Source organism: Cellulomonas sp. 73-92 (assembly GCF_001898175.1).
In the GTDB taxonomy this organism is placed as follows: Bacteria; Actinomycetota; Actinomycetes; order Actinomycetales; family Cellulomonadaceae; genus Cellulomonas.
Genome location: NZ_MKTH01000020.1, coordinates 68,884 through 90,763, shown reverse-complemented (window position 1 = coordinate 90,763; position 21,880 = coordinate 68,884). Strand labels below are relative to the sequence as shown.

General features: G+C 73.5%; 16 protein-coding genes. 6 read left to right on the top strand and 10 right to left on the bottom strand.

What is annotated here, in order from left to right:
- Nucleotides 1-133 precede the first annotated feature (133 nt).
- The 6 genes from yicI to BGO37_RS14910 all read right to left on the bottom strand — a co-directional run bounded on the left by yicI (nucleotide 134) and on the right by BGO37_RS14910 (nucleotide 8,256).
- Nucleotides 134-2,401, bottom strand: a complete 2,268-nt coding sequence (gene yicI / locus BGO37_RS14935; RefSeq protein ID WP_291756133.1) for an alpha-xylosidase — start codon at nucleotides 2,399-2,401, stop codon at nucleotides 134-136.
- Nucleotides 2,402-2,423: 22 nt separating this feature from the next.
- Complete coding sequence (locus tag BGO37_RS14930) at nucleotides 2,424-3,311, bottom strand: carbohydrate ABC transporter permease (protein WP_291756132.1); 888 nt, start codon at nucleotides 3,309-3,311, stop codon at nucleotides 2,424-2,426.
- Nucleotides 3,311-4,243 (bottom strand): carbohydrate ABC transporter permease, encoded by a 933-nt coding sequence (locus tag BGO37_RS14925; RefSeq protein WP_291756131.1) that lies wholly within the window; start codon nucleotides 4,241-4,243, stop codon nucleotides 3,311-3,313. Before BGO37_RS14925 ends, BGO37_RS14930 begins: the two co-directional genes overlap by 1 nt.
- Nucleotides 4,244-4,327: 84 nt before the next feature.
- Nucleotides 4,328-5,662, bottom strand: a complete 1,335-nt coding sequence (locus BGO37_RS14920; RefSeq protein WP_291756130.1) for an ABC transporter substrate-binding protein — start codon at nucleotides 5,660-5,662, stop codon at nucleotides 4,328-4,330.
- A 56-nt stretch (nucleotides 5,663-5,718) separates the two neighbouring features.
- Entirely contained in the window at nucleotides 5,719-6,756 is a 1,038-nt protein-coding gene (locus BGO37_RS14915; RefSeq protein ID WP_291756129.1) for a LacI family DNA-binding transcriptional regulator, read from the bottom strand.
- A gap of 153 nt (nucleotides 6,757-6,909) precedes the next feature.
- Complete coding sequence (locus BGO37_RS14910) at nucleotides 6,910-8,256, bottom strand: dipeptidase (protein WP_291756128.1); 1,347 nt, start codon at nucleotides 8,254-8,256, stop codon at nucleotides 6,910-6,912.
- A 123-nt stretch (nucleotides 8,257-8,379) separates the two neighbouring features.
- Between BGO37_RS14910 and BGO37_RS14905 the strand changes: the two genes are divergently transcribed.
- From BGO37_RS14905 to BGO37_RS14895, 3 genes are all read left to right on the top strand, one after another.
- The gene (locus BGO37_RS14905) at nucleotides 8,380-8,919 is read left to right on the top strand and encodes a sigma-70 family RNA polymerase sigma factor (protein WP_291756127.1); all 540 of its coding nucleotides are present in this window, start codon (nucleotides 8,380-8,382) and stop codon (nucleotides 8,917-8,919) included.
- The gene (locus BGO37_RS14900) at nucleotides 8,910-10,352 is read left to right on the top strand and encodes a hypothetical protein (RefSeq protein WP_291756126.1); all 1,443 of its coding nucleotides are present in this window, start codon (nucleotides 8,910-8,912) and stop codon (nucleotides 10,350-10,352) included. Before BGO37_RS14905 ends, BGO37_RS14900 begins: the two co-directional genes overlap by 10 nt.
- A gap of 122 nt (nucleotides 10,353-10,474) precedes the next feature.
- The gene (locus tag BGO37_RS14895) at nucleotides 10,475-11,287 is read left to right on the top strand and encodes a hypothetical protein (protein WP_291756125.1); all 813 of its coding nucleotides are present in this window, start codon (nucleotides 10,475-10,477) and stop codon (nucleotides 11,285-11,287) included.
- Nucleotides 11,288-11,292: 5 nt separating this feature from the next.
- Here the strand turns inward: BGO37_RS14895 and BGO37_RS14890 are convergent, their stop codons facing one another.
- On the bottom strand, nucleotides 11,293-13,650 hold the full coding sequence (locus tag BGO37_RS14890; RefSeq protein WP_291756124.1) for a sodium-translocating pyrophosphatase: 2,358 nt from the start codon (nucleotides 13,648-13,650) through the stop codon (nucleotides 11,293-11,295).
- Between the two features lie 291 nt (nucleotides 13,651-13,941).
- Between BGO37_RS14890 and BGO37_RS14885 the strand changes: the two genes are divergently transcribed.
- The 3 genes from BGO37_RS14885 (at nucleotide 13,942) to BGO37_RS14875 (ending at nucleotide 17,672) form a co-directional block, all read left to right on the top strand.
- Nucleotides 13,942-14,595 (top strand): sigma-70 family RNA polymerase sigma factor, encoded by a 654-nt coding sequence (locus tag BGO37_RS14885; RefSeq protein WP_291756122.1) that lies wholly within the window; start codon nucleotides 13,942-13,944, stop codon nucleotides 14,593-14,595.
- Nucleotides 14,592-15,974, top strand: coding sequence for a hypothetical protein (locus BGO37_RS14880; RefSeq protein WP_291756119.1), 1,383 nt, complete (start codon nucleotides 14,592-14,594; stop codon nucleotides 15,972-15,974). Before BGO37_RS14885 ends, BGO37_RS14880 begins: the two co-directional genes overlap by 4 nt.
- Nucleotides 15,975-16,238: 264 nt before the next feature.
- A complete protein-coding gene (locus tag BGO37_RS14875; protein WP_291756118.1) occupies nucleotides 16,239-17,672 on the top strand; it encodes a DUF222 domain-containing protein in 1,434 nt (477 codons plus the stop codon).
- Nucleotides 17,673-17,780: 108 nt separating this feature from the next.
- Here the strand turns inward: BGO37_RS14875 and BGO37_RS14870 are convergent, their stop codons facing one another.
- From BGO37_RS14870 to BGO37_RS14860, 3 genes are all read right to left on the bottom strand, one after another.
- The gene (locus tag BGO37_RS14870) at nucleotides 17,781-18,746 is read right to left on the bottom strand and encodes an anaerobic ribonucleoside-triphosphate reductase activating protein (RefSeq protein ID WP_291756116.1); all 966 of its coding nucleotides are present in this window, start codon (nucleotides 18,744-18,746) and stop codon (nucleotides 17,781-17,783) included.
- Between the two features lie 2 nt (nucleotides 18,747-18,748).
- Nucleotides 18,749-20,620, bottom strand: a complete 1,872-nt coding sequence (locus BGO37_RS14865) for a ribonucleoside triphosphate reductase (RefSeq protein ID WP_291756114.1) — start codon at nucleotides 20,618-20,620, stop codon at nucleotides 18,749-18,751.
- Between the two features lie 521 nt (nucleotides 20,621-21,141).
- Nucleotides 21,142-21,880: hypothetical protein (locus BGO37_RS14860; protein ID WP_291756113.1), on the bottom strand; the 739-nt coding region annotated here is incomplete at its 5' end.

Genomic DNA, 21,880 nt, shown 5'->3' with positions numbered 1-21,880 from the left:
CCCTCCACCGCCTGACCATGTCGTCCTCGTCGTCCTCACGTCGTCCGTCACGTCGTTCGTCGTCGGCAGACGCTACGGACGCCACCTGGGCCTTCGACGAAGCCGGCCTGGAACGATCCTGTGAGGCCTCGGGTCAGAGGGTCAGCCGCGCGACCCCCCCGGCGGCCGCCACGGTGCGGTCGCCCGCCCGCAGCTGCCAGGCGACGTCGGACGGGCCGGTCGCCTCGAGGGCGTCGCCGTCGCGCCGCACGACGAAGGTCGTCGCGGCCCCGCCGGACGAGGAGGGGACCACCACCTCGCGCCGGTCGCCGTCCGCGAGCTCGAACGCCGTCAGCGTGACGCCGTCGGCCCAGTCGTAGTCCGGGCGGGACGTCACCGCGCCGATCGGCAGCACCGTGCCGGGTCGCACGAGCACCGGCAGCGAGTCCGTCGCGTGCGTCTGGTGCACCCAGCGCGGGCCGGTGAGCGTCGAGCCGTCGAGCAGCGACGTCCACGTGCCCTCCGGCACGTAGACGTCGACCTCGCCGTCGGCGTCGAACACCGGCGCGACGAGCAGCCCGTCGCCGAGCAGGTACTGGGTGTCGGCGGTGAGCGCCGCGCGGTCGTCGGCGAACTCCAGCAGCATGTGGCGCAGCATCGGCACGCCGTCGGTGTGCGCCTCCTCGGCGACCCGCCCGAGGTACGGCATGAGCGAGTGCTTGAGGTGCGTGTAGCGCCGGGTGATGGCGACCGCCTCGTCGTCGAACGCCCACGGCACCCGCACCGAGCCGGAGCCGTGCAGCCGCGAGTGCGACGACAGCAGCCCGAACGGCAGCCACCGCTTGAACACCACCGGGTCCGGCGTGCCCTCGAAGCCGCCGATGTCGTGCGACCAGTAGCCGAACCCGGACAGCCCGAGGCCCAGCCCGCCGCGCAGCGTCTCCGCCATCGAGGCGAGCGACGAGTCGTTGTCGCCGCCCCAGTGGACGGGGAACTGCTGGCCGCCCACCGTCGCCGACCGGGCGAAGAGGACCGCCTCGCCCTCGCCGCGCTCCTCGCGCAGCACGTCGAACACCGTGCGGTTGTAGAGGTACGTGTAGTAGTTGTGCATCCGCTGCGGGTCGGAGCCGTCGAACCACGCGACGCCCTCGGTGGGGATGCGCTCGCCGAAGTCGGTCTTGAAGCAGTCGACGCCCTGCCCGAGCAGCACCTTCAGCTCGCCGGCGTACCAGTCGCAGGCCGCCGGGTTGGTGAAGTCGACCAGCCCCATGCCCGCCTGCCAGAGGTCGGACTGCCACACGCCGCCGTCCGTGGTGCGCAGCAGGTAGCCCTTGGCCCGGCCCTCCTCGAAGAGGCGCGAGCGCTGGGCGATGTACGGGTTGATCCACACGCAGATGCGCAGGCCCCGGGCCTTGAGCCGGGCCAGCATCCCGGCGGGGTCCGGGAACGTCGCCGGGTCCCACACGAAGTCCGTCCAGTGGAACTCGCGCATCCAGAAGCAGTCGAAGTGGAACACCGACAGCGGCAGGTCACGCTCGGCCATGCCGTCGATGAACGAGGTGACCGTCCGCTCGTCGTACTCGGTGGTGAACGACGTCGACAGCCACAGCCCGAACGACCACGCCGGCACGCGCGCCGGCCGCCCGGTCAGCGCGGTGTACCGGCGCAGCACGTCCTTGGGGGTCGGGCCGTCGATGACCAGGTACTCCAGCACGTGCCCGGGCACCGAGAACTGGGTGCGCTCGACCATCTCCGAGGCGATCTCGAAGGACACCTGCTCCGGGTGGTCGACGAGCACGCCGTACCCGCGCGACGTCAGGTAGAACGGCACGTTCTTGTACGCCTGCTCGCTCGACGTGCCGCCGTCGAGGTTCCAGATGTCGACCGTCTGGCCGTTCTTCACCACGGGGCCGAACCGCTCGCCGAGCCCGTACACCAGCTCGCCGGGGGCGAGCGTCAGCTGCTCGTGCACGTAGTGGGTGCCGTCGGGCCCGGTCGCCGCGCCGATCGAGCGCGTGGTCGACGAGGTGAGCAGCCGGCCGCCCGAGCGCAGCTCGACGAGCCACCCCGGTCCCCGCCGCACGCGCAGAACGAGGTCGCCCGCGACCAGCTCGCCGGTCTCGTCGTCCACCCGCACCTGCGGGACGAAGCCGGGGACCGCGGCGACCGTGAACCGGGGCCGGCGCTCGACGCCGCCGTCGAAGTGCGCGATGCGCACCCGCACCACGCCGGGCGCCGGCGCGGAGTAGGTGACGGTGAGCAGGGGCGCGTTGAGGGTGTCCCCCCGGCCGCGCACCCGCTTCGTGGCGGCGTACACGGTGAGCGTGCCCGCCTCGGGGTCGGCCACCACGTCGCGGACCTCGACGGCGCGGAGCACGGAGAACCCGTCGCGGTCCAGCCAGTAGCCGTTCGTGAACTTCATCTCTGCGGGGATCCTTCTCGGGCTACTTGACGGCGCCCGCGGTCACCCCGCGGGTCAGCGTGCGCTGGAAGAACAGGAAGAACATGAGCGTCGGGACCAGCGAGACGAGCGCGCCGGCGTTGAGCGTCGGCACGTCGAGCATGCGGTCGCCCTGGAGGGAGGCCAGTGCGATCGGCACGGTCTGCGAGTCCGGCGTGGTGAGCATCACCAGGGGGATGAAGAACTCGTTCCACGTCCAGATGAAGAAGAAGATCATGAGCACCGACAGCGTGGGCCTCACGATGGGGAACACCACCCGCCACAGCACGCGCCAGCTGTTCGCGCCGTCGAGCTGCGCCGCCTCGAGCAGCGCCTTGGGGAACGTGCCGAGCACGGAGGCCAGCAGGTACGTGCCGAACGCCGCCTGGATCACCGTGAAGATCACGACGATCGACCAGGGGCTGTTGTTGAGCCCCACCTTCTGGGCCATCGTGTAGAGCGGGTAGAGAAGCACCTCCTGCGGCAGCATGTTGGCCAGCAGGAACACCGCGACGAGCCACACCCGGCCCTTGACCTTGCCGACGCCGATGGCGAACGCGGTGAGCAGCGACAGCAGCGTGCCGAGCACCGCGACGGCCGCCGAGCTCCAGATCGAGTTCCACAGCTTGACCGGGAAGTCGACGTAGCTCCAGAACTTCGCCAGCCCCGAGAAGTACAGCGACGACGGCAGCGTCAGCGGACCGTGCGTCGAGTAGTCGGCCGGCGACTTGAAGGCGTTCATCACCATGAGGCCGAACGGCGCCAGCATGAGGAGCGCGACGACGACGCACCCGGCCAGGACCACCCAGCGCAGCGCGCCGCGGTGATGGCGGTCCTGGGTCCGCGTCGGCGCCACGACCGGGCGCGTGCGGGCCTGCGTGAGCGTGGCCATCACAGGCCCTCCTCGTCGCGGCGGGCGGCGCGGTTCTGCAGCACCTGGATGACCGTGGCGACCGCCACGATCACGAGCGTCAGCACCGTGGCGACGGCGGCGCCGTAGCCCACCTTGGACTTGTCGAAGAAGTTGAGGAACGAGTAGTAGGACGGCACGAGCGTCGAGAGCTCCGGCCCGCCCCGGGTGAGCACGTAGATCGGCGCGAAGACCTTGAGCGCGGCGATGGTGCACGTCAGCGTGATGACGTAGGTCTCGGGCCGGATCTGCGGCACGGTGATCGCCTGGAACCGCCGGAACCAGCCGGCGCCGTCGAGCTCGGCGGCCTCGTACAGCTCGGGGTCCACCCGCTGCAGGGCGGACATGAAGATCACCGTCGGGTAGCCGATCTGGACCCAGACGAGCACGAGCATGACCGCGGGCAGCGCCGTGCCGGGGCTGCCGAGCCAGTTCGGCGGGCTGGTGATGCCGATGTCGCGCAGGAACGTGTTGAGCGCGCCCGTCTCGGCGTTGAAGATCCAGTTCCAGACGATGCCCGCGACCGCCACCGGCATGATCTGCGGCAGGTAGTAGGTCGCGCGCAGCAGGCTGGCGGTCCGGCTGCCCACGTTCTTGCCGACGTGGTCGAACAGCACCGCCGCCAGGACCAGCCCGATGAGCGTCGGGACGACGACCATCGCGACGATCATCCACACCGAGTTGCGGAACGAGCCCCAGAACGCCGAGTCGTGCAGCAGGTCGGCGTAGTTGCCCAGCCCGTACCAGTGCATGGGCGACAGGCCGCCCTTCCACCGGTGCAGGCTGTAGAAGATGTTGAGGCCGAACGGCACGATGATGACCGCCGTGAGGGCCAGCACGCCGGGCAGCAGGTAGAGCCAGTACACCGCCTGCCGCCGCCGGGCGGCGCGAAGGACGCGGGTCGGGGCCGACATGGGCTCTCCAGTCCGGGTGGTGGGTCGGGACGAGGGGGTGGCGGACCCGCCGGGCCCCGTGGTGGCGGGGCCCGGCGGTTCACGTCACTTGCCGGTCAGGTCCTTGCGACCCGAGTCGTAGTACTGGCCGAGGGCCGCCAGCGCGTCCGTCGGGCTCTTGGAGCCGTTGACGATCGACTGGCCGAAGCTGACGAGCTGGTCGTAGAACCCGGGGACCGGCCAGTCGGGGTAGAACGCGAGCCCGTCGTTCTTGACGATCGAGTCGAAGTTCTGCTGCAGGACCTTGGTGTTCTCGTCGGTGATGACGGACGAGTCACCGGCGACCGGCAGGCCGCCGAGCTGCGCGGACGTGTTCTGCGCGGTCTTGCCGAGCGTCGCGTCGATGAACTTGGCGGCGAGGTCCTTGTTCTTGGCGTTCTTCGGGATGACCAGCAGGTTGCCCGACGAGCCCGGGTTGAGCGTGTTGCCCGGGAACGTGAACTGGCCGAGCTTGAAGGTGGTGACCTCCTTGTTGAGGCGGCCGAACCACCACGAGCCGGAGACCATGATCGGGTACTTGCCGGCGATGAAGGCCGTGCCCATGTCCTCGGCCTTCAGGCCCGACGAGTCCTTGGACAGGTAGCCCTTGGCGACCCAGTCGGCGAGCTTGTTCGTGCCGTCGAGGAGCGGGCCGGAGGTGAAGCTGACGTCGCCCTTGAACAGCTGGAAGTTGTCGACGAAGGAGCGGTCGGCGCCGGAGAGCACCAGCTCGTACCAGAGCTGGCCCAGGGGGTACTCGGCGCCGGCCTCCGCCAGCGGCGTGACGCCGTTCTTGACGAACGTGCCCATGGCCGACTCGAGCTCGGCCAGGCTCGTCGGCACGGCGATGCCGTACTTGGCGAACATGTCCTTGTTGTAGAAGACGGTGACGTACTCGCCGTAGCTCGGGACGCCGTACCAGCTGCCGGAGCCCATGAGGCCGTTGTCGTCGTACTTCGCCGTCGTCTGCACGGAGGACGGGAGCTTGGTGTCCCAGCCGTAGGTCTTGGCGTCGTCGGACAGGTCCGTCAGCAGGCCCTGCGAGGCCAGCTGGCCGGCGGTGGCGTTGCCCTTGTTGTACTCCATGACGTCGGGCACGTCGTTGCCCGCGAGGACGATCTTGGCGTTCTTCTGCAGCTGCTCGAACGTCTGCTTCTCGACCTTGACGGTGACGCCCGGGTTGGCCGCCTCGAACTCCTTGATCGCGGCGTTCCAGGACTGCGCCATGGCCGAGTCGTCGCCCTCGTAGTGCCAGAACGTCAGGGTGGTCGGGTTGGCGGCCCCGGCGGTGCCGGCGCCGGCGGTGGACGCCGGCGAGCCACCGCCGGAGGAGCACGCGGCGAGGCTCAGCGCCGCGACGGCGACCGCGGCCGCCACCTTGATGCGGGTGGAACGAGACATGCCTTTCCTTCCGTCTGGCGGCTCGGCGTCGAGTCCGCGAGGGGTGGTGCGCCGGCTCAGCGGGGGTCGAGCCGGGTGGCCGGGCCGGACGTCTCCCGGACCTGCAACGTGCAGGGCAGGTTGACGCCGGCCGGTGCGGGACGGCCGTCGAGGACCTCGAGCAGCCCGTGCACCGCGCGTCGTCCCTGGTCGGGGCCGGGCGCGGCGAGATAGGTGAGCGGGTGGTCGTACATCTCGCTGATCTCGCCCGAGATCGCGACGCCGACGACCGAGACGTCCCCGGGGACCGTTCGCCCGGCCTCGCGGAGCGCCGCCGAGACGCCGAAGAGCGCGAGCTCGTTCATGACGACGACGGCGGTGAGGTCGGGGTGGGCGGCGAGCAGCGCGCTCGTCGCGCGACGGCCGGCGGACGGGGTGACGTCGGACGCGGTGGAGTACCCGACGAGGCCGCGGCGGGCGGTGGCCGCGTCGAACGCCCACTGCGCACGCACCGCCGGGCCGTACCCGGCGTCGAGCTCGGCCTGCGCGCGGTTGACGAACGCGATCCGGCTGTGGCCCTGGGACGCGAGGTGCTCGACCGCGGCCTCGATGGCCTGCTCGAAGTCGATGTCGACCCAGACGCGGTCACCCGGGTCGGCGGAGCGGCCGATGAGCGCGCAGGCCAGCCCGGCGCTCTCCACCGCCTCGATACGCGGGTCGTCCAGGGAGACCTCCATGAGCAGCACGCCGTCGGCGGTGCGCTGCTCGGCGAGCTCGCGCAGCAGGCCGGGCTCGCCGCTGGAGACGGGCCACAGCACGAGCTCGTACTGCGCCTCGCGCGCGGCCTCGACGGCGCCCCGGACGATCTCGTTGAGGGTCGCGCCGAGGGAGACTCCGAACACCGGGTAGGCGAGCGCGAGCACGTGGGTGCGGCGCGAGGCGAGGGCCCGGGCGACGGGGCTGCGACGGAACTCCAGCTCGGCCATCGCCTGCTCGACGCGGGCCCTGGTGGCGGGCGCGACGGGGCGCTTGCCCGTCAGCGTGTAGGAGACGGTGGAGAGCGAGACTCCCGCTCGCTGCGCCACGTCCTGCATCGTCGCCACTGTGACCCCCATCGGTCGAAGCGCTTCCGCGAAGCGCTTCGATAAGGATGGGACGCCGACGGCTCCGCGTCAACCCGTGTGGTCAGAGCATGGCAACGGCCCCGGCCATGGGGTGGCCGGGGCCGCGCGGGCGCCGTGGTGGCAGGCCGGGCAGCCGGCCGGGGATCAGCCCAGGTGGGTCAGGAAGAGCGCCAGGGCGTGCGCCAGGTGCTCGATCTCGCCGGGGTGCACCGACTCGTTGGGCGCGTGGATCGCGGCCGCCGGGTCCTCGACGCCGAGCAGGACGATCGACGCCTGGGGCATGAGCGTGGCCAGGACGTTGCACAGCGGGATCGACGCCCCCTCGCCGACCGTGACCGTCGGCGACCCGAACGCCTCCTCCAGCGCGCCCGACAGCGCGGCGAACGCCGGCGTGTCGGTCCGCGCCAGGAACGGCTCGCCCACGTGGTCCGCCTCGACGGTGACGGTGGCCCCCCACGGCGCGACGGAGTGCAGGTGCGCGACGAGCGCGTCCCGCGCGTCGGTCGCGCGCGTCCCCGGCGGCACGCGCAGGTTGAGGCGCGCGGAGGCCCGGCCCTGGATGGCCGGCGTCGAGCCGACGACCGGCGGCACGTCGATGCCGACGACCGTGACGGTGGGGCGTGCCCACAGCTGGTCGGCCACCGAGCCGGAGCCGAGCACCTGGGCGCCGGGCAGCAGGCCGGCGGCGGCCGCGAACTCGCCGGCGTCCCAGCCGGCGCCAGGCCACGTCTGGGTGCTGTCGAGGCCCGGGATCGTCGTGTCGCCGTGCTCGTCGCGCAGCGTGGCCAGCATGCCGATCAGTGCGGCGACCGGGTCGGGCGCCGCACCCCCGAACATCCCGGAGTGCACGGCGCCCTGCAGCGTCGCGACGTGGACGACGACGTCCGCGCTGCCGCGCAGGGACGTGGTGAGGGTCGGCCGGCCCACGGCGACGTTGCCGACGTCGACGACGAGCACCGCGTCCGCGGAGAACAGCTCGGGCCGGGCCTCGACGAGCTGGTCCAGGCCGCCGCCGCCCTGCTCCTCCGACCCTTCGATCGCCAGCTTGAGGGTGACCGGGTAGCCGCCGTCGTCGTCGCGCAGCGCCCGCAGCGCCGTGAGGATCGCGGCGATGTTGCCCTTGCAGTCCGCCGCGCCGCGGCCGAACCACCGGCCGTCGCGCTCGGTCAGCTCGAACGGCGGCGTGGTCCACGCGGCCTCGTCGAGCGTCGGCTGCACGTCGTAGTGGGCGTAGAGGAGCACCGTGGGCGCGCCGTCCGGGCCGGGCCGCTGCCCGACGACCGTGGCCGTCCCGTCGGGCGTCCGCTCGGGCCGGGCGTCGTCGATCCCCTCGGCGCGGAACGCGTCCGCGACCCATTGCGCCGCGCGGTCGCACTCCGCGAGCGGGACGATCCTCTCGTCGGCGATCGACGGGATGGCGACCAGCTCGGCGAGGTCGGACAGGGCACGGGGCATCAGCGCGGCCACGGTGGCGCGCAGGTCGGCGGACATCGGTTCGTCTTCCTTCCGGAGGGGGGCGCGACCAGCCTAGGACGCACCCAACGATTCGCCGTCGCCGGGCGTCCTGATGATGACGGCGTGGTCGAGGCTCGACGTGAGGAGGCGGAGCGCGCGGTGCGATCGTGGGAGGACGTGCTGGACGACCTCGTCCGCCACCGTGGCGGCGCCCTCGTCCGCTACGCCACGCTCCTGACGGGCGACCGCCGCGCGGCCGAGGACCTGGTGCAGGACGCGCTGGTCAAGGCCTTCGGCACCGGCCGGCCGCTGCGCGACGCGCTGGCCGCGGAGGCATACGTGCGCCGCGCGATCCTCACCGTCTTCCTCGACGGGACCCGGCGCCGGCGGCGGTGGTCCGGTGTCGCGCACCTCCTGGTGCTCGACGACGAGGGACCGGACCACGCCGCCGGCGACCGCATCGACGTGCAGCGGGCGATCGCCACGCTGCCGCCGCGGCTGCGGGCCTGCGTGGTGCTGCGGTTCTACGACGACCTGACCGTGCCGCAGATCGCGCGGGACCTCGACCTGGCGGAGGGGTCGGTCAAGCGGTACCTGTCCGACGCCACGCAGCAGCTCGAGGCCCTGCTCGGCCCGCTCGAGGACGCCGGGGAGACCGAGGATGTCCGGCTCGTCGAGGGGAGGAAGCGATGGCGCTGAACCTGGGCCAGACGCTGCGCGACGCCGTGGACGGGCCGTCGCTCGACGAGCTCGTCGGCGAGGACCCGGCGGACCTCGACCTGCCCGCCCTCTCGGCGCGGATCCGGCACCGGCGGCGGGCCCGGGCCGCGACACGCTCGGCGGTGGGCGTCGCCGCCGCCGGTGCCGTGGCGCTCGTCGGCGTCCAGGGCCTCGACCGCAGGGGGGTCGAGAGCTCGGGGACGGTCCCCGCGCCGGGCGAGGTGCTGCAGCAGCTGTGCGGCGTGGACATCACGCGGGTGGCCCGGCTGGACGGCCCACGGCTGGCACAGGCCGGCGCTCCCGTCGTGGTCGACGCGGCGGGCGGCGCCGCCGTCGACGGGGCGGTCTCCCAGCTGGGCACCTTCGTCGGGCGCACCCTCACGGCGATCGCCGTGGGGCCGACGGACGCCGCGCCGGGCGAGCTGACGCTGACGAGGAACGGCACCGTGGTCGCCGTCGGCACGGCGCGGATCGGGGCCTCGGTCCTGTCCGCCGCCGGGTCGGCCGGGCAGACCGCCTCGGTGGTCTCGTCGGACCTCGCGCCGTGCCCGACCCCCGCCGGCACGCCCACCCGCGTGCCGGCGGGGACGTACTCGGTCCAGTACGTGTGGGACCGGGCAGCGGGCGGCGGACTCGTGCGATCGTCGGCCGGGTCCTGGACGGTGACGCTGCTCGACCAGCCTGGCGGCGTCACGCTGCCGGCGGCCTTCCCGTCCGACGAGGTCCCCGTGGTGACCGGGAGGCTGGTGTCGGTGACGTCGAACACCTCGTCGGACGACGGCTCGACGACCGCCTGGACGGTGCAGGTGGGGGTGGCCGGCGACGACGGTGCGACCCGCGCGGCGGCGGCGCTGCGCGCCGCGGGCGCCACCGTGGCCGATCCGCTGGGCTTCGTCGCGTCGGGCGGCTCGACCGCCGGGACGGCAGACGCCTCGCCGGCCCCCGGAACGCCGCCCACCGCCGCGGGCTACGCCTCTCTGGCGGAGCTCGCCGCGCTCCAGGCCCGCCGCGCCTCGGCGCAGGCCGCGGTGGCCGCCGCCCAGGGGACCTACGACTCGCTCGTCGCGGCGCAGGCATCGCCCGACGCCCTGCAGTGGGCGGCGCGGACGCTGCAGGCCGCGCGCACCGAGGTGACCAGCCTCGACGGTCAGATCGCCGAGGCAGAGGCGAACCTGTCGACCGCGACCATCCAGGCGGACCTGGCGGAGCTGCAGGCTCAGCAGAGAGCGCAGCAAGCCCTCGCCTCGGCGGCGGCCACGCCGGGACCCCTGGACGGGTCGCAGGCCGTCTACACGCTCGCCGGGCTCGACGGGTTCACCGCCGTCACGCACTCGTGGACGGTCCGGGTGACGCTGGACGGCCAGACGGCCGACCACTTGACAGTCCTGACGTACGCGCTCACCCACAGCTGAGGCGCAGCGGTCGACGGCCGGCTGAGGCGCGCCCGCACCGTTCGGCCCTGACGCGTTCGCCCGTCCGGGGGACGTCGCGGTGAACTCCACACGACGGCGCCTCACCCGCCGATGGGTCGGGCATGTGGAAGCAGGTGCTCGCGACCGCCGCCTCGGCGTCGGTGCTCGTCGCGGGCATCGCCGCCCCCGGTGCGGGCGCTGCCGGTCCGGGGGACGCCGCGTCCCGCGCGGCCGCGGACATGGTGGCCGGGGGCGCCGACGAGCGCACCGGGGTGGCGGCACCCGTCCGCTCCATCCAGACCGCCACGGTGATGATCGAGCAGCGGGAGGTCGCCCTGGAGCAGGCGGCCGCCGCGCGGCGGGCGGCCGAGGAGGCCGCGGCGGCGGCGGCACGTGCCGCGGCGGAGGAGGCGGCGCGGGTGGCTGCGGCGCAGGCCGCCGCGCAGGCGGCAGCAGCCCAGGCCGCCGCGGAGCAGGCCGCCGCCGAGCAGGTGGCAGCCGCGCAGGCCGCCGCGCAGGCGGCGCAGCGGACCGCCAAGGTCGCCACCCCGCCGCGGCTCGCGCCCCCGCCGCGGCCGCCCGCACCGCCGAAGCCGCCACCGGGCCCGACGATCGCCTGGAGCACCACCGTCGTCGACACGGGCGGCCAGGAGGCCGTGAACCGGTGCCTCGGCGGCCTGACCCACTGGTTCGAGGACGTCGACGGCAAGCCGTACTACCCGATCCACCGCGCGTGCGGCGGCATGCCCGTCCTCGCGCTCCGCCTCGGCGACCATGTGCGGATCGACGGCATCGTGTGGGTCGTCACGGACCGGCGCGACGTGCCCAAGGGGTCGCGCTACGACGCGGCCGCCGGCCTGGACGGCCAGATCCTCGTGCAGACGTGCCTGCGCGACGACGCGACGATGCGGATCGTCGCGCTGACCGCCGCCTGATCCCGCTACGCGACCTGACCGCGCGCGGCGCGCGCCTCTTCGTCGGCCAGCACGACGTCGATGGGCTCGGCGCCCGCGAGCGCGGCCTCGGCCTCGAGCCGCCCCTCGCGGTCCGCCTTCGACGCCCGGTACCGCGACACGATCACCGCGCCGAACGCCACGGCCGCCGCGACGAGCGCCAGCGTCAGCCGGAGCGCGGTGTTGGCCCCCGTCCCGACCGAGACGGACACCACCGCGGGCGCGACGAGCAGCGCCACGAGGTTCATCACCTTGATGAGGGGGTTGATCGCCGGGCCGGCGGTGTCCTTGAACGGGTCGCCGACGGTGTCGCCGATGATGGCGGCGGCGTGCGCGGCCGAGCCCTTCCCACCGAAGTGGCCGTCCTCGACGATCTTCTTCGCGTTGTCCCACGCGCCGCCCGAGTTGGCGAGGAACACCGCCATGAGCACGCCCGTGGCGATCGCACCGCCGAGGAAGCCGGCCAGCGGGCCGATCCCGAGGCCGAAGCCGACGGCCATGGGCGCGGAGGCGGCGAGCAGCCCCGGGGTCGCCAGCTCGCGGAGCGAGTCGCGCGTGCAGATGTCGACGACCTTGCCGTACTCCGGCCGCTCCGTGCCGGACAGGATGCCGGGGTGCTCGCGGAACTGCCGTCGCACCTCGAAGACGATGGAGCCCGCGGCCCGGGTGACGGCGTCGATCGCCAGGCCGGAGAAGAGGAACACGGTCGCCCCGCCGAGGATGACGCCCACCAGGGTGATCGGCGAGATCACCTGGTAGTCGAGCATCGCCTTGACCAGGTCGCCGGTCACGGTGCCCGAGACGTTCGAGACGGCGTGCGTCACCTCGTCGGCGAAGGAGCCGAACAGCGCGGTCGCGGCCAGCACGGCCGTGGCGATCGCGATGCCCTTGGTGATCGCCTTCGTCGTGTTCCCGACGGCGTCCAGGTCGGTGAGGATCTGCGCGCCCTCCTCGGTCACGTCGCCGGACATCTCGGCGATGCCCTGCGCGTTGTCGCTCACCGGGCCGAACGTGTCCATCGCGACGATGACGCCCACCGTGGTGAGCAGGCCGCAGCCGGCGATCGCGATGAGGAAGAGGGCGAGCGGCACCGAGCCGCCGGCGACGAGGAACACGGCGCAGATCGCGGCAGCGATGATGCCCGCGGTGTAGACCGCCGACTCGAAGCCGACGCCGATGCCGGACAGGACGACCGTCGCGGGGCCGGTGAGGGTGGTGCGCGCGACGTGGAGGGTCGGCTTGCTCGTCGTCTTCGTGAAGTAGCCGGTCACCCAGAGGATCACCCCGGCCAGCAGGATCCCGACGAGGACGGCCGCGCTCGCGACGAGCCGGGGGTCCCCGCGATGGGTCTCGAGGCCCGCGGTGCCGCCGGTGATGCCGGCGAACGACGAGGGCAGGTAGAGGAAGGAGGCGACGGCCGCCAGCACCAGGCCGGCCAGGGCCGAGACGTAGAAGCCGCGGTTGATCGCGGTCAGCCCCGACTCGGTGCCGCGCACCCGGGTGATCGCCACGCCGAGGCCCGCCACCAGCGCGCCGATGCCCGTGACGATGAGGGGGAACACCATGCCCTGCTCGCCGAACGCCGCCCGGCCGAGGATGAGCGCGGCGACCAGGGTGACGGCGTAGGACTCGAAGAGGTCCGCCGCCATGCCGGCGCAGTCGCCCACGTTGTCGCCGACGTTGTCGGCGATGGTCGCGGCGTTGCGGGGGTCGTCCTCGGGGATGTTCTGCTCGACCTTGCCGACCAGGTCGGCACCGACGTCGGCCGCCTTGGTGAAGATGCCGCCGCCGACGCGCATGAACATCGCCAGCAGCGCGGCGCCGAAGCCGAAGCCCTCGAGGACCGCCGGCGCGTCGGAGCCGAAGATCAGCTCGACGGTCACGGCCCCGAGCAGGCCCAGCCCCACGACGGACATGCCGACGACACCGCCGGTGCGGAAGGCGATCCGCGCGCCCTCGGCGCGCCCGTGCTTCGTCGACGCGGCGGCGGCGACGCGGAGGTTGGCCCGGGTGGCGAGCCACATGCCGAGGAACCCGATGGCCGCGGAGAAGGCGGCGCCGACGAGGAAGAACACCGAGCGGCCGGCCTTGACGCCGGCGGAGCCGGGGAGCAGCAGGAGCAGGGCGACGACGACCACGGCGAACAGGGCGAGGGTCCGCAGCTGGCGGCGGAGGAAGGCGGTGGCACCCTCCTGGACGGCCTTGGCGATGTCCTGCATCCGGGGCGTGCCCTCGTCGGCCGCCAGCACCTGGCGCGCGAGCACGCCCGCGACCACCAGCGCGGCGAGCGCGAGCACGCCGACGACCGAGACGATGGCGACGCTCGTGGCGTCGAGATGGAGCATGAGTCCTCCCCTGCTCAGGCACGTGGCTCGTGGCTCGTGGCCACCCGCTGCTCACGCCTTCCCGGTCGCTGCTCCGCCGTGCCGACGGTCGTGCTGACCGTCGTCCCGGCGCCGTTCCCCGCGGAGTCGCAGGCAGCGGCGCCCACGGAAGGCGGCAGTCTAGCCGCGACACGTGACCTAGGTCCTAACAAGGGTGGCCGGCCGCGCGGGTGACGCCACGGAATCACCTGCGTCCCCCCAACCGGTGCGCCACGCTGAGCGTCTAGGGCTGTGACGGTGCACGGAGGTGACGTGAGCAGCGGCGACGCCGACGACGCCCTGGCGGTGCTCGCCCGCGAGCGCGCCGGGGCCCTGTTCGGCTACGCCTACCTGCTGACGGGCAACCGCGACGCCGCCGCCGACCTGGTGCAGGAGGGGCTGGTGCGGACGTTCAGCCGGACGAGGACGGGGTTCGCGCCCGACGACGCCGAACGCTACGTGCGCCGCGCGATGCTGACGGCCTACCTCGACGGGGCACGACGAGCGGCGCGGTGGGCCCGGGTGCGGCACCTGTTCGGCTCGTCGGACGACGAGCCGGCGGCACCGTCCCCCGAGGCCGCGGTGACCGCGGCGACGGACGTGCGCCTGGCGCTGCTGCGGCTGTCCCCCACCGAGCGGTCCGTGGCGGTGCTCCGCTACGCCGAGGACCTGCCCGTGGCGGAGGTGGCGGCCCGCCTGCACCTCGCCGAGGGGACGGTCAAGCGCTACCTCTCGGACGCGCGGCACCGGCTGGAGCCGCTGCTCGGGCCGATGCCGGAGGCGGACGACGAGGTGGTGGTCGAGCTGACACCGCGCCGGGGACGGCCGCCGGCGCCCGACGAGCGTCCCCTGCGGAGGGACGTGCCGCGTGAGGACATGTCCGCACGGGCCGCGCCGTCCGCCGCTCCCCGGCGGAGGCCCCGGTGACCGGCCCCGACGAGCGGAACCCGCTGGCGCGGGCGCTCGACGAGGCCTCGGGCGGCGCCGAGGCGCGGGCCTTCACGATCTCGGTCGAGGCGGTGCGGGCCGGTGCCCGGCGGCGGCGTGCGCGGCGCACGGGTGTGACGTCGGGCCTCGCGGCGCTCGTCGTCGTCGCGATGGCCGGCGGGGCGTACGCGGGGCTGCCGCACCTCGCGGGCGCGCCGCGCGTCCTCCCCGGCCCCGGGCCCGCCCCCTCGTCGCAGGTCCAGGCCGACTGGCCCGCCCAGTTCCTCCGCTGCGGGCAGGTCGTCGGCGACGCGCTGCCCCATCTCGGCGGCGACGTTCCCGTCACGGTGACCGACGCCTCGTCGTCCATCCCCGCCGACGGTCCCTGGAGCGCCTCCGTGACCGTCGCCGTGCCGGCGGCGCCCGCCGGCTCGTCCGCCGTCGTGTGGGGCACCGACCTGTCGGTGGTGAGGAACGGCGTCGTCATCGGCGTCCAGGAGGGCCCGGCCACGCCCGACCTCTCGGGGAGCCTCGCCGAACGCCTCGGGCCCGACGGGTACCTGGTCGCCAACCCGTTCCCGGTCACCACGCGGGTCACGCGCACGTTGGCGTCGTGCGACCAGTACCCGAGCGGCCAAGGCTCGCCGTACCTCGCGCCCGGCTCGTACACGCTCGTCGTGACGCAGACGCTCTCGTACGCGACGACCGTCCCCGCCGTCGATCCCGCCCTCGTCGACGTGCGCTCGAGCGTCACCACCTCCGTGACCATCACCGCACCCGCAGCCGGCGCCGGCCCGTCCGGCCTCGGTGCGACGGGCCCGGAGACGACCCCGGCGCGCCCGGGCACGGCAGGTCCGGGTTCGACGAGCCCGGGCACGGCGACCCCGGGCTCGGCGAGCTCCGGGTCCGCGACCACCGCCGGCCCTGCCGACCTCGCGGCGCGCACCGGCTGCGGCGCACCGGCCGACGACCTGGCGGCCCTCGTCGACGCGCCCGGGGCGCCGTACACCGCCGCGCTGAACCCGCACCCGACTCCCTACGGGTACGCCAACATCCCGGCGTCGCCCGTGTTGACGCCGACGCCCGGTCGGACCGTTGCCCACGACCTGGTCGATGTCGCGAACCCGGTCGTCGTCGCGATCCAGGGCGGGACGGTCGTCGCGCGCAGCGTGGTCCCGAACCACCCGGACGCATGGACGGGCGGCCTCACGATCACCTTCCCGGACCCTCCGGCGCTGACCCGGTGCCCCGGCGTGCCCGCCCCCACGGACGGCGGTCCCGGTCTGCAGGGCGACTACGCGCTCCGGCTCGTCGTCGATGTCACCGTGACCGGGGCCGAACCCGGCACCTGGCTGATCGCCAGCGCGCCGCTCCCGTGACGACCGATCCAGCCACGTCACCCCCGAGGACCCAACTTTCCGGGGCGCCCGCTCGTCACCATGGGCACAGGGCCGCACCACGCGGCCCGACGAGCGAGGGGCGACCGTGGCGGGTGTAGGCGGGGCTCGTCAGGATGGTCCGCGAGCGCAGGCCCGCCCTCGTCGGCCGTAGCGGAGGCGCTTCGGCGGAGGTGGCGATCCCCATCGCCGACCAGGGATCGCATGCGTGCGGTCGTGTCAGTGGCGACTCGTACAGTTGTTCGCATGACGGCGGTTGTCATGGAGTCCGAACGGCCGAGGCCGTTCGCGGCCGGCACGCGCCTGCCCGACTTCCGCGACGTCGTGCCCGCTCGCGACGTCGCGGCGCTGGCGGCAGCGCTGTCCGATGTCGACCTGTCCGGGGCCCCCAGCGTGGACCTGCTGGCCCGGGCGGTGGGCTGGGATCAGGTCATCGCGATGGCGCAGGCCGCCCAGGCCGGAGTGCTCGGCGAGCTCACCACCAGGAGCGAGGTCGGCGCGTTCCGGCTGGTCGACGAGCTGCAGGCGGCGCTCTCCTGCACCGCGTACCAGGCACAACGGATGGTCACTCGCGCGGAGGGCCTCGCGGCCCACCCGCGGGTGTCCGACGAGCTGGCGTCCGGCAGTCTCGATCTCCGGCGGGTCGACGCGGTGCTGGACGCATTGCCGGTCGGCGGCGACCCGCGGCGTTGGGACGGGGTCGTGGAGGCTGCGCTCGACGACGCGCCGCTCCTGTCTCCGCCGGCGCTCCGGCGGTTGGCGGAGAAGCTCGTCATCGCGGCCGAACCCGCACAGGCCGAGGCGCGATGCGCCCGCGCCCGGGCCGACCGGGGCCTGGAGCTCCGGCCGGTCGGCGACGGCATGTCGCTGCTCACCGCCCTGCTGCCCGCGCCGGCCGCGGTCACCGTCTTCACCGTCGTCGACGCTCTCGCGGGAACCGCACGGGACGCCGGCGACGAGCGTGACGTGCACCAGCGCCGGGCGGACGCGTTCGCCCGCCTCTTCGACACGATCGCCGCCACCGGGGCGCTGCCCGACGGCACCGCGCTCCCCCGCAAGCACCGTCGCCGCGCCGAGATCCAGGTGACGGTCGCCGCCACGACGCTGCTCGGGCTCGACGAGATGCCGGGCGAGCTGGCGGGCTTCGGGCCCATCCCGGCCGGCATGGCGCGCGAGATCGCCCGGGACGGGACGTGGCGCCGGCTCCTCACCGATCCCGTGACGGGCACCCTCGTCGAGCGGGGCACCGCCACCTACCGGCCTGGTGCGGACCTCACGGCGTTCGTCATCGCCCGCGACGTCACGTGCACGTTCATGGGCTGCGGCCAACCCGGATGGCGGTGCGAGCTCGACCACCGGGAGCCCTTCGACGCCGAGCGGCCGGCCGACGAGCAGACCACCGCCGCGAACCTCGACGCCCGGTGCAAGCACCACCACGAGCAGAAGACGAGCGGTGGCTGGTCGGTGCGCCGGGTCCCAGGGTCGGGGGCGTGCGAGTGGACCGACCCGTGGGGCATCACCTTCACCAGGCTGGCGATCCCCATCACGCTCACTGCGGCCGCGTTGGCCGCCATTCGCCACCGCGACCCCGACGAACCGCGCTGGGGCTGCCGCCCTGGGGCGGATCCCCCAGGGGGACCGACCGGCTCAGCCGGCGACCCCGACGAGCCGCCGTTCTGAGGGGCCCCGCCACCGCCCTGCCTGACGACCGCCCGGCGTACGTCTCGGCGGACTCACCGCTGGCGCACGACGTCGTCGAGGGCCCGCGGCACCCGCGGCGTCCCCCGCTCAGGCGCGAACTGCCGCCAGCGCCGCGCGGTACTCCGGCGTCGTGCCCTCGGTGCGGACCTGCTGCAGCACGTGCTCGCGCACGCCCATGTCGAAGAGCGTGTCGGTCAGCTCGTGCACATCGTCGTCGGTCAGCACCGTCGGGTCCACCGTGGTGCGCACCTGCACGTCGATCCCGGCGTCGAGGACCATGCGCAGCGACTCGAAGGCGCGATCGGCCGTCGTCGTCTCGCCACCGACGCGCGTGATCGCGCGGTAGAGGTGCGCCGGCGCCTTGACGTCGAACCCGATCCAGTCGACGTAGGGCAGGAGCGGGGCGAGCCGCGCCGGGTAGGCGCCACCCGTGTGGAGCCCAACCATGAAGCCCTCGCCCTTCACCTGGCGCACGGCGTCCAGGAGGCCGACCTGACGGGTTGGCTCCCCACCGGAGAACACGACGCCGTCGAGCAGCCCGTGGCGCTTGGCCAGGAGCGTCCGCACCGCCGACCACGGGACGGCGCCCGGCGTGCGGGTGTCGAGGATGCCCGCGTTGTGGCAGTAGGTGCACCGCCACGGACACCCCTGCAGGAACACGGTCGCGACGAGCTTGCCGGGCCAGTCGACCGTCGACAGCGCGACGAGCCCCGCGATCGCCAACGAGTCCGCGCCCTGCGCGAGCGAGACCACGCGGGCCTCGTCCTGCCCTGGCGGGACCACCCGGGCCTCGTCCTGCCCTGGCGGGACCACCCGGGCCTCGTCCTGCCCTGGCGGGACCACCCGGGCCTCGTCCTGCCTTGGGGGGACCACCCGGGCCTCGTCCTGCGCGAGCGAGACCACCCGGGCCTCGTCCTGCGGGGCTCCGACGGCCGTGGCGCGGACGGCGGCCGGCGCGGCGTCCCGCCGCTGCGACGCGGACGGCGCGAGCGCACCGCCCTGCGCCCCCGTGGGGGGAACGCTCGGCGTCGCAGCAGCGGCGGGGTCGGTCATGGTCAGATCCCTGCAGAGGCGCCGACGAGCTCGTCGTGCGAGAAGGAGTGCATCCCGGGGTCGGCGCCGAACGCGACCGACTCTTGGAAGGAGACCCGCTCCGCCTGCTCGCCCTTCTTGCCGACGTTGAACGACGCCACCGGGCGGAAGTAGCCCATGACGCGCGTCCAGACCTCGCACTCGACCTTCTTGCCCACGGCCTCGCAGGTCGGGCACGTCCAGTGCTCGCCCGACAGGTAGCCGTGGTTCGGGCAGATGGAGAAGGTCGGCGTGATCGTGAGGTACGGCAGCCGGAACGACGACAGCGCGCGCTTGACCAGCTCGCGGCAGGCCTCGGACGTCGAGATCCGGTCGGCCATGTACAGGTGCAGCACCGTGCCGCCGGTGTACTTCGTCTGGAGCTCGTCCTGCCGCGCCAGCGCCTCGAACGGGTCGTCGGTGAAGGCGACCGGCAGCTGCGAGGAGTTCGTGTAGTACGGGTTGACGTCGGTGCCGGCCTGGAGGATGCCCGGGAACCGCTTGCGGTCCTCCTTGGCGAACCGGTAGGTGGTGCCTTCGGCCGGCGTCGCCTCCAGGTTGTAGAGGTTGCCGGTCTCCTCCTGGAACTCGACCATCCGCTCCCGCACGTGGTCGAGCAGGCGGATCGCCTGGGCGTGCCCGCGCGGGTCCGTGATGTCGTAGGCGTCCCCGCTGAAGTTGCGGATCATCTCGTTGATGCCGTTGACGCCGATCGTCGAGAAGTGGCTCTCGAGGCTGCCCAGGTAGCGCTTGGTGTAGGGGAAGAGCCCTCGGTCCATGAGGTCCTGGATCGTCGTCCGCTTGAGCTCCAGCGACTCCTTCGCCAGGTCGAGCAGGTGGTCCAGGGCGGCGATCAGCCCGGCCTCGTCGCCCGCGTGGACGAACCCGAGGCGGCCGCAGTTGATGGTGACGACGCCGACCGAGCCGGTCTGCTCACCGGAGCCGAACAGGCCGTTGCCGCGCTTGAGCAGCTCGCGCAGGTCGAGCTGGAGCCGGCAGCACATCGACCGCACGTCGCCGGGCTTCATGTCGGAGTTGATGAAGTTCTGGAAGTACGGCAGCCCGTACTTCGCCGTCATCGCGAACAGCCGCTCGGCGTTCTCCGACTCCCACGGGAAGTCGGCGGTGATGTTGTACGTCGGGATGGGGAACGTGAACACCCGCCCGGAGGCGTCGCCCTCGGTCATGACCTCCATGTAGGCCCGGTTGACCATGTCCATCTCGACCTGCAGGTCGCCGTACGTGAAGTCCACCGGTTCGCCGCCGACGAACGGCACGTCGTCCCGCAGGTCCTCCGGGCAGGTCCAGTCGAACGTCAGGTTGGTGAAGGGCGTCTGCGTGCCCCAGCGGCTCGGCACGTTGAGGTTGTAGATCAGCTCCTGGATGCCCTGCCGCACCTCGGTGTACGAGAGCTTGTCCAGCCGCACGAACGGCGCCATGAAGGTGTCGAACGAGCTGAACGCCTGCGCGCCCGCCCACTCGTTCTGCATGGTGCCGAGGAAGTTGACGATCTGGCCGATCGCGCTCGAGAAGTGCTTCGGCGCCGTCGCCTCGACCTTGCCGGGGACGCCGTTGAGCCCCTCCTGCAGCAGGTTGCGCAGGGACCAGCCCGCGCAGTACCCGCTCAGCATGTCGAGGTCGTGGATGTGGAGGTCGCCGTTGCGGTGCGCCTCGCCGATCTCGGGGCGATACACGTGGCTCAGCCAGTAGTTGGCGACGACCTTGCCGGCCGTGTTGAGGATCAGGCCACCCAGCGAATAGCCCTGGTTGGCGTTGGCGTTGACACGCCAGTCGCTCCGGTCGAGGTACTCCTCGATCGAGCTCCCCACCTCGACGACAACCGGCTCCTGTGACATCGCTTCCCTCTCCTCGGACTCCCGCACACCGCCCCGGGGTGCAGGCCCCATCCGACCCGAGAACACAAGATGTTGTGGTGCGACACGCCCGGCGTGGCTACATGTTGCATTCTCTCGTCACGCGCGCAGCCCCGCCGGGGCCCTTGGGCTTAGGACGAAGGTCCCGAATGACGGGTGAGTTCCGGCGGGGCTGCGCGGCCGCCGACGCGCGGGAAGGCGGCTACCGGCGCGCGGGAGGCGGGCAGCCACCGGCGCGCGGGAGGCGGGCAGCCACCGGCGCGCGGGAGGCGGGCAGCCACCAGCGCGCGGGAGGCGGGCAGCCACCAGCGCGCGGGAGGCGGGCAGCCACCAGCGCGCGGGAGGCGGGCGGCCACCAGCGCGCGGGAGGTGGGCGGCCACCAGCGCGCGGGAGGCGGGCACGACGAAGCCCCCGGACAGGGGGCATGTCCGGGGGCTTCGGTCGCACTGCGCAGGCGGGTTGCTAGCTACGGGCTCCGCCTGCCGCAGCCACGAGCCGTGGGTCAGCCACGAGAACGGCGGGTCGAGCGGCGCGACTCCATGAGGACGATGCCGCCGAGGGCGATAGCACCGAGGCCCACCAGGAGCAGCGGCTGGACGTCGCTGGAGCCGGTCGACGCGAGCACCGCGGTGGCGTCCGGCGGGTTGCTGGCCGAGTCGTCAGCGAGCACCTCGGTGACCGGCTTCGTCGTCGTGGTGGGGTCGGGGGCCGGCGTGGTGGGAGCCGGCGTGGTGGTCGTGGGGTCCGGAGCCGGCGTGGTGGTCGTCGGGTCCGGAGCCGGGGTCGTCGTCGTGGGGTCCGGAGCCGGCGTGGTCGTGGTCGGGTCCGGAGCCGGGGTCGTCGTCGTCGGGTCCGGAGCCGGCGTGGTCGTCGTCGGGTCCGGAGCCGGCGTGGTCGTCGTGGGGTCCGGAGCCGGGGTCGTCGTCGTGGGGTCCGGAGCCGGGGTCGTCGTCGTGGGGTCGGGCGTCGGCGTCGTGGTCGGCGGGACGTATCCCGGACAGATGGTCGGCGACGGACGGTCCCCACCGATCTGGACCACCAGCGACCGACCCTGGTCGTCGGTGAAGGACGCGCCGACCACGACCGGCTGGCCCTTGAGCGTGCTGGCGCTGACCCAGACGAGGCCGTCGTTCCCGTTCTTGAGGGTCTCCTCCTTGCCCGGGACGTCGACGTACTTGCACACCCAGACCTTGTCGTGGCCGCCGCCACCCGGCGGGGTGGCCGAGGCGGCAGAGGCGGGG

Bases quoted from the DNA above. Each gene is read 5' to 3' on its own strand.
- yicI (WP_291756133.1), bottom strand. From the start codon at position 2,401: ATGAAGTTCACGAACGGCTACTGGCTGGACCGCGACGGGTTCTCCGTG.
- BGO37_RS14930 (WP_291756132.1), bottom strand. From the start codon at position 3,311: ATGGCCACGCTCACGCAGGCCCGCACGCGCCCGGTCGTGGCGCCGACG.
- BGO37_RS14925 (WP_291756131.1), bottom strand. From the start codon at position 4,243: ATGTCGGCCCCGACCCGCGTCCTTCGCGCCGCCCGGCGGCGGCAGGCG.
- BGO37_RS14920 (WP_291756130.1), bottom strand. From the start codon at position 5,662: ATGTCTCGTTCCACCCGCATCAAGGTGGCGGCCGCGGTCGCCGTCGCG.
- BGO37_RS14915 (WP_291756129.1), bottom strand. From the start codon at position 6,756: ATGGGGGTCACAGTGGCGACGATGCAGGACGTGGCGCAGCGAGCGGGA.
- BGO37_RS14910 (WP_291756128.1), bottom strand. From the start codon at position 8,256: ATGTCCGCCGACCTGCGCGCCACCGTGGCCGCGCTGATGCCCCGTGCC.
- BGO37_RS14900 (WP_291756126.1), top strand. From the start codon at position 8,910: ATGGCGCTGAACCTGGGCCAGACGCTGCGCGACGCCGTGGACGGGCCG.
- BGO37_RS14895 (WP_291756125.1), top strand. From the start codon at position 10,475: ATGTGGAAGCAGGTGCTCGCGACCGCCGCCTCGGCGTCGGTGCTCGTC.
- BGO37_RS14890 (WP_291756124.1), bottom strand. From the start codon at position 13,650: ATGCTCCATCTCGACGCCACGAGCGTCGCCATCGTCTCGGTCGTCGGC.
- BGO37_RS14875 (WP_291756118.1), top strand. From the start codon at position 16,239: ATGACGGCGGTTGTCATGGAGTCCGAACGGCCGAGGCCGTTCGCGGCC.
- BGO37_RS14870 (WP_291756116.1), bottom strand. From the start codon at position 18,746: ATGACCGACCCCGCCGCTGCTGCGACGCCGAGCGTTCCCCCCACGGGG.
- BGO37_RS14865 (WP_291756114.1), bottom strand. From the start codon at position 20,620: ATGTCACAGGAGCCGGTTGTCGTCGAGGTGGGGAGCTCGATCGAGGAG.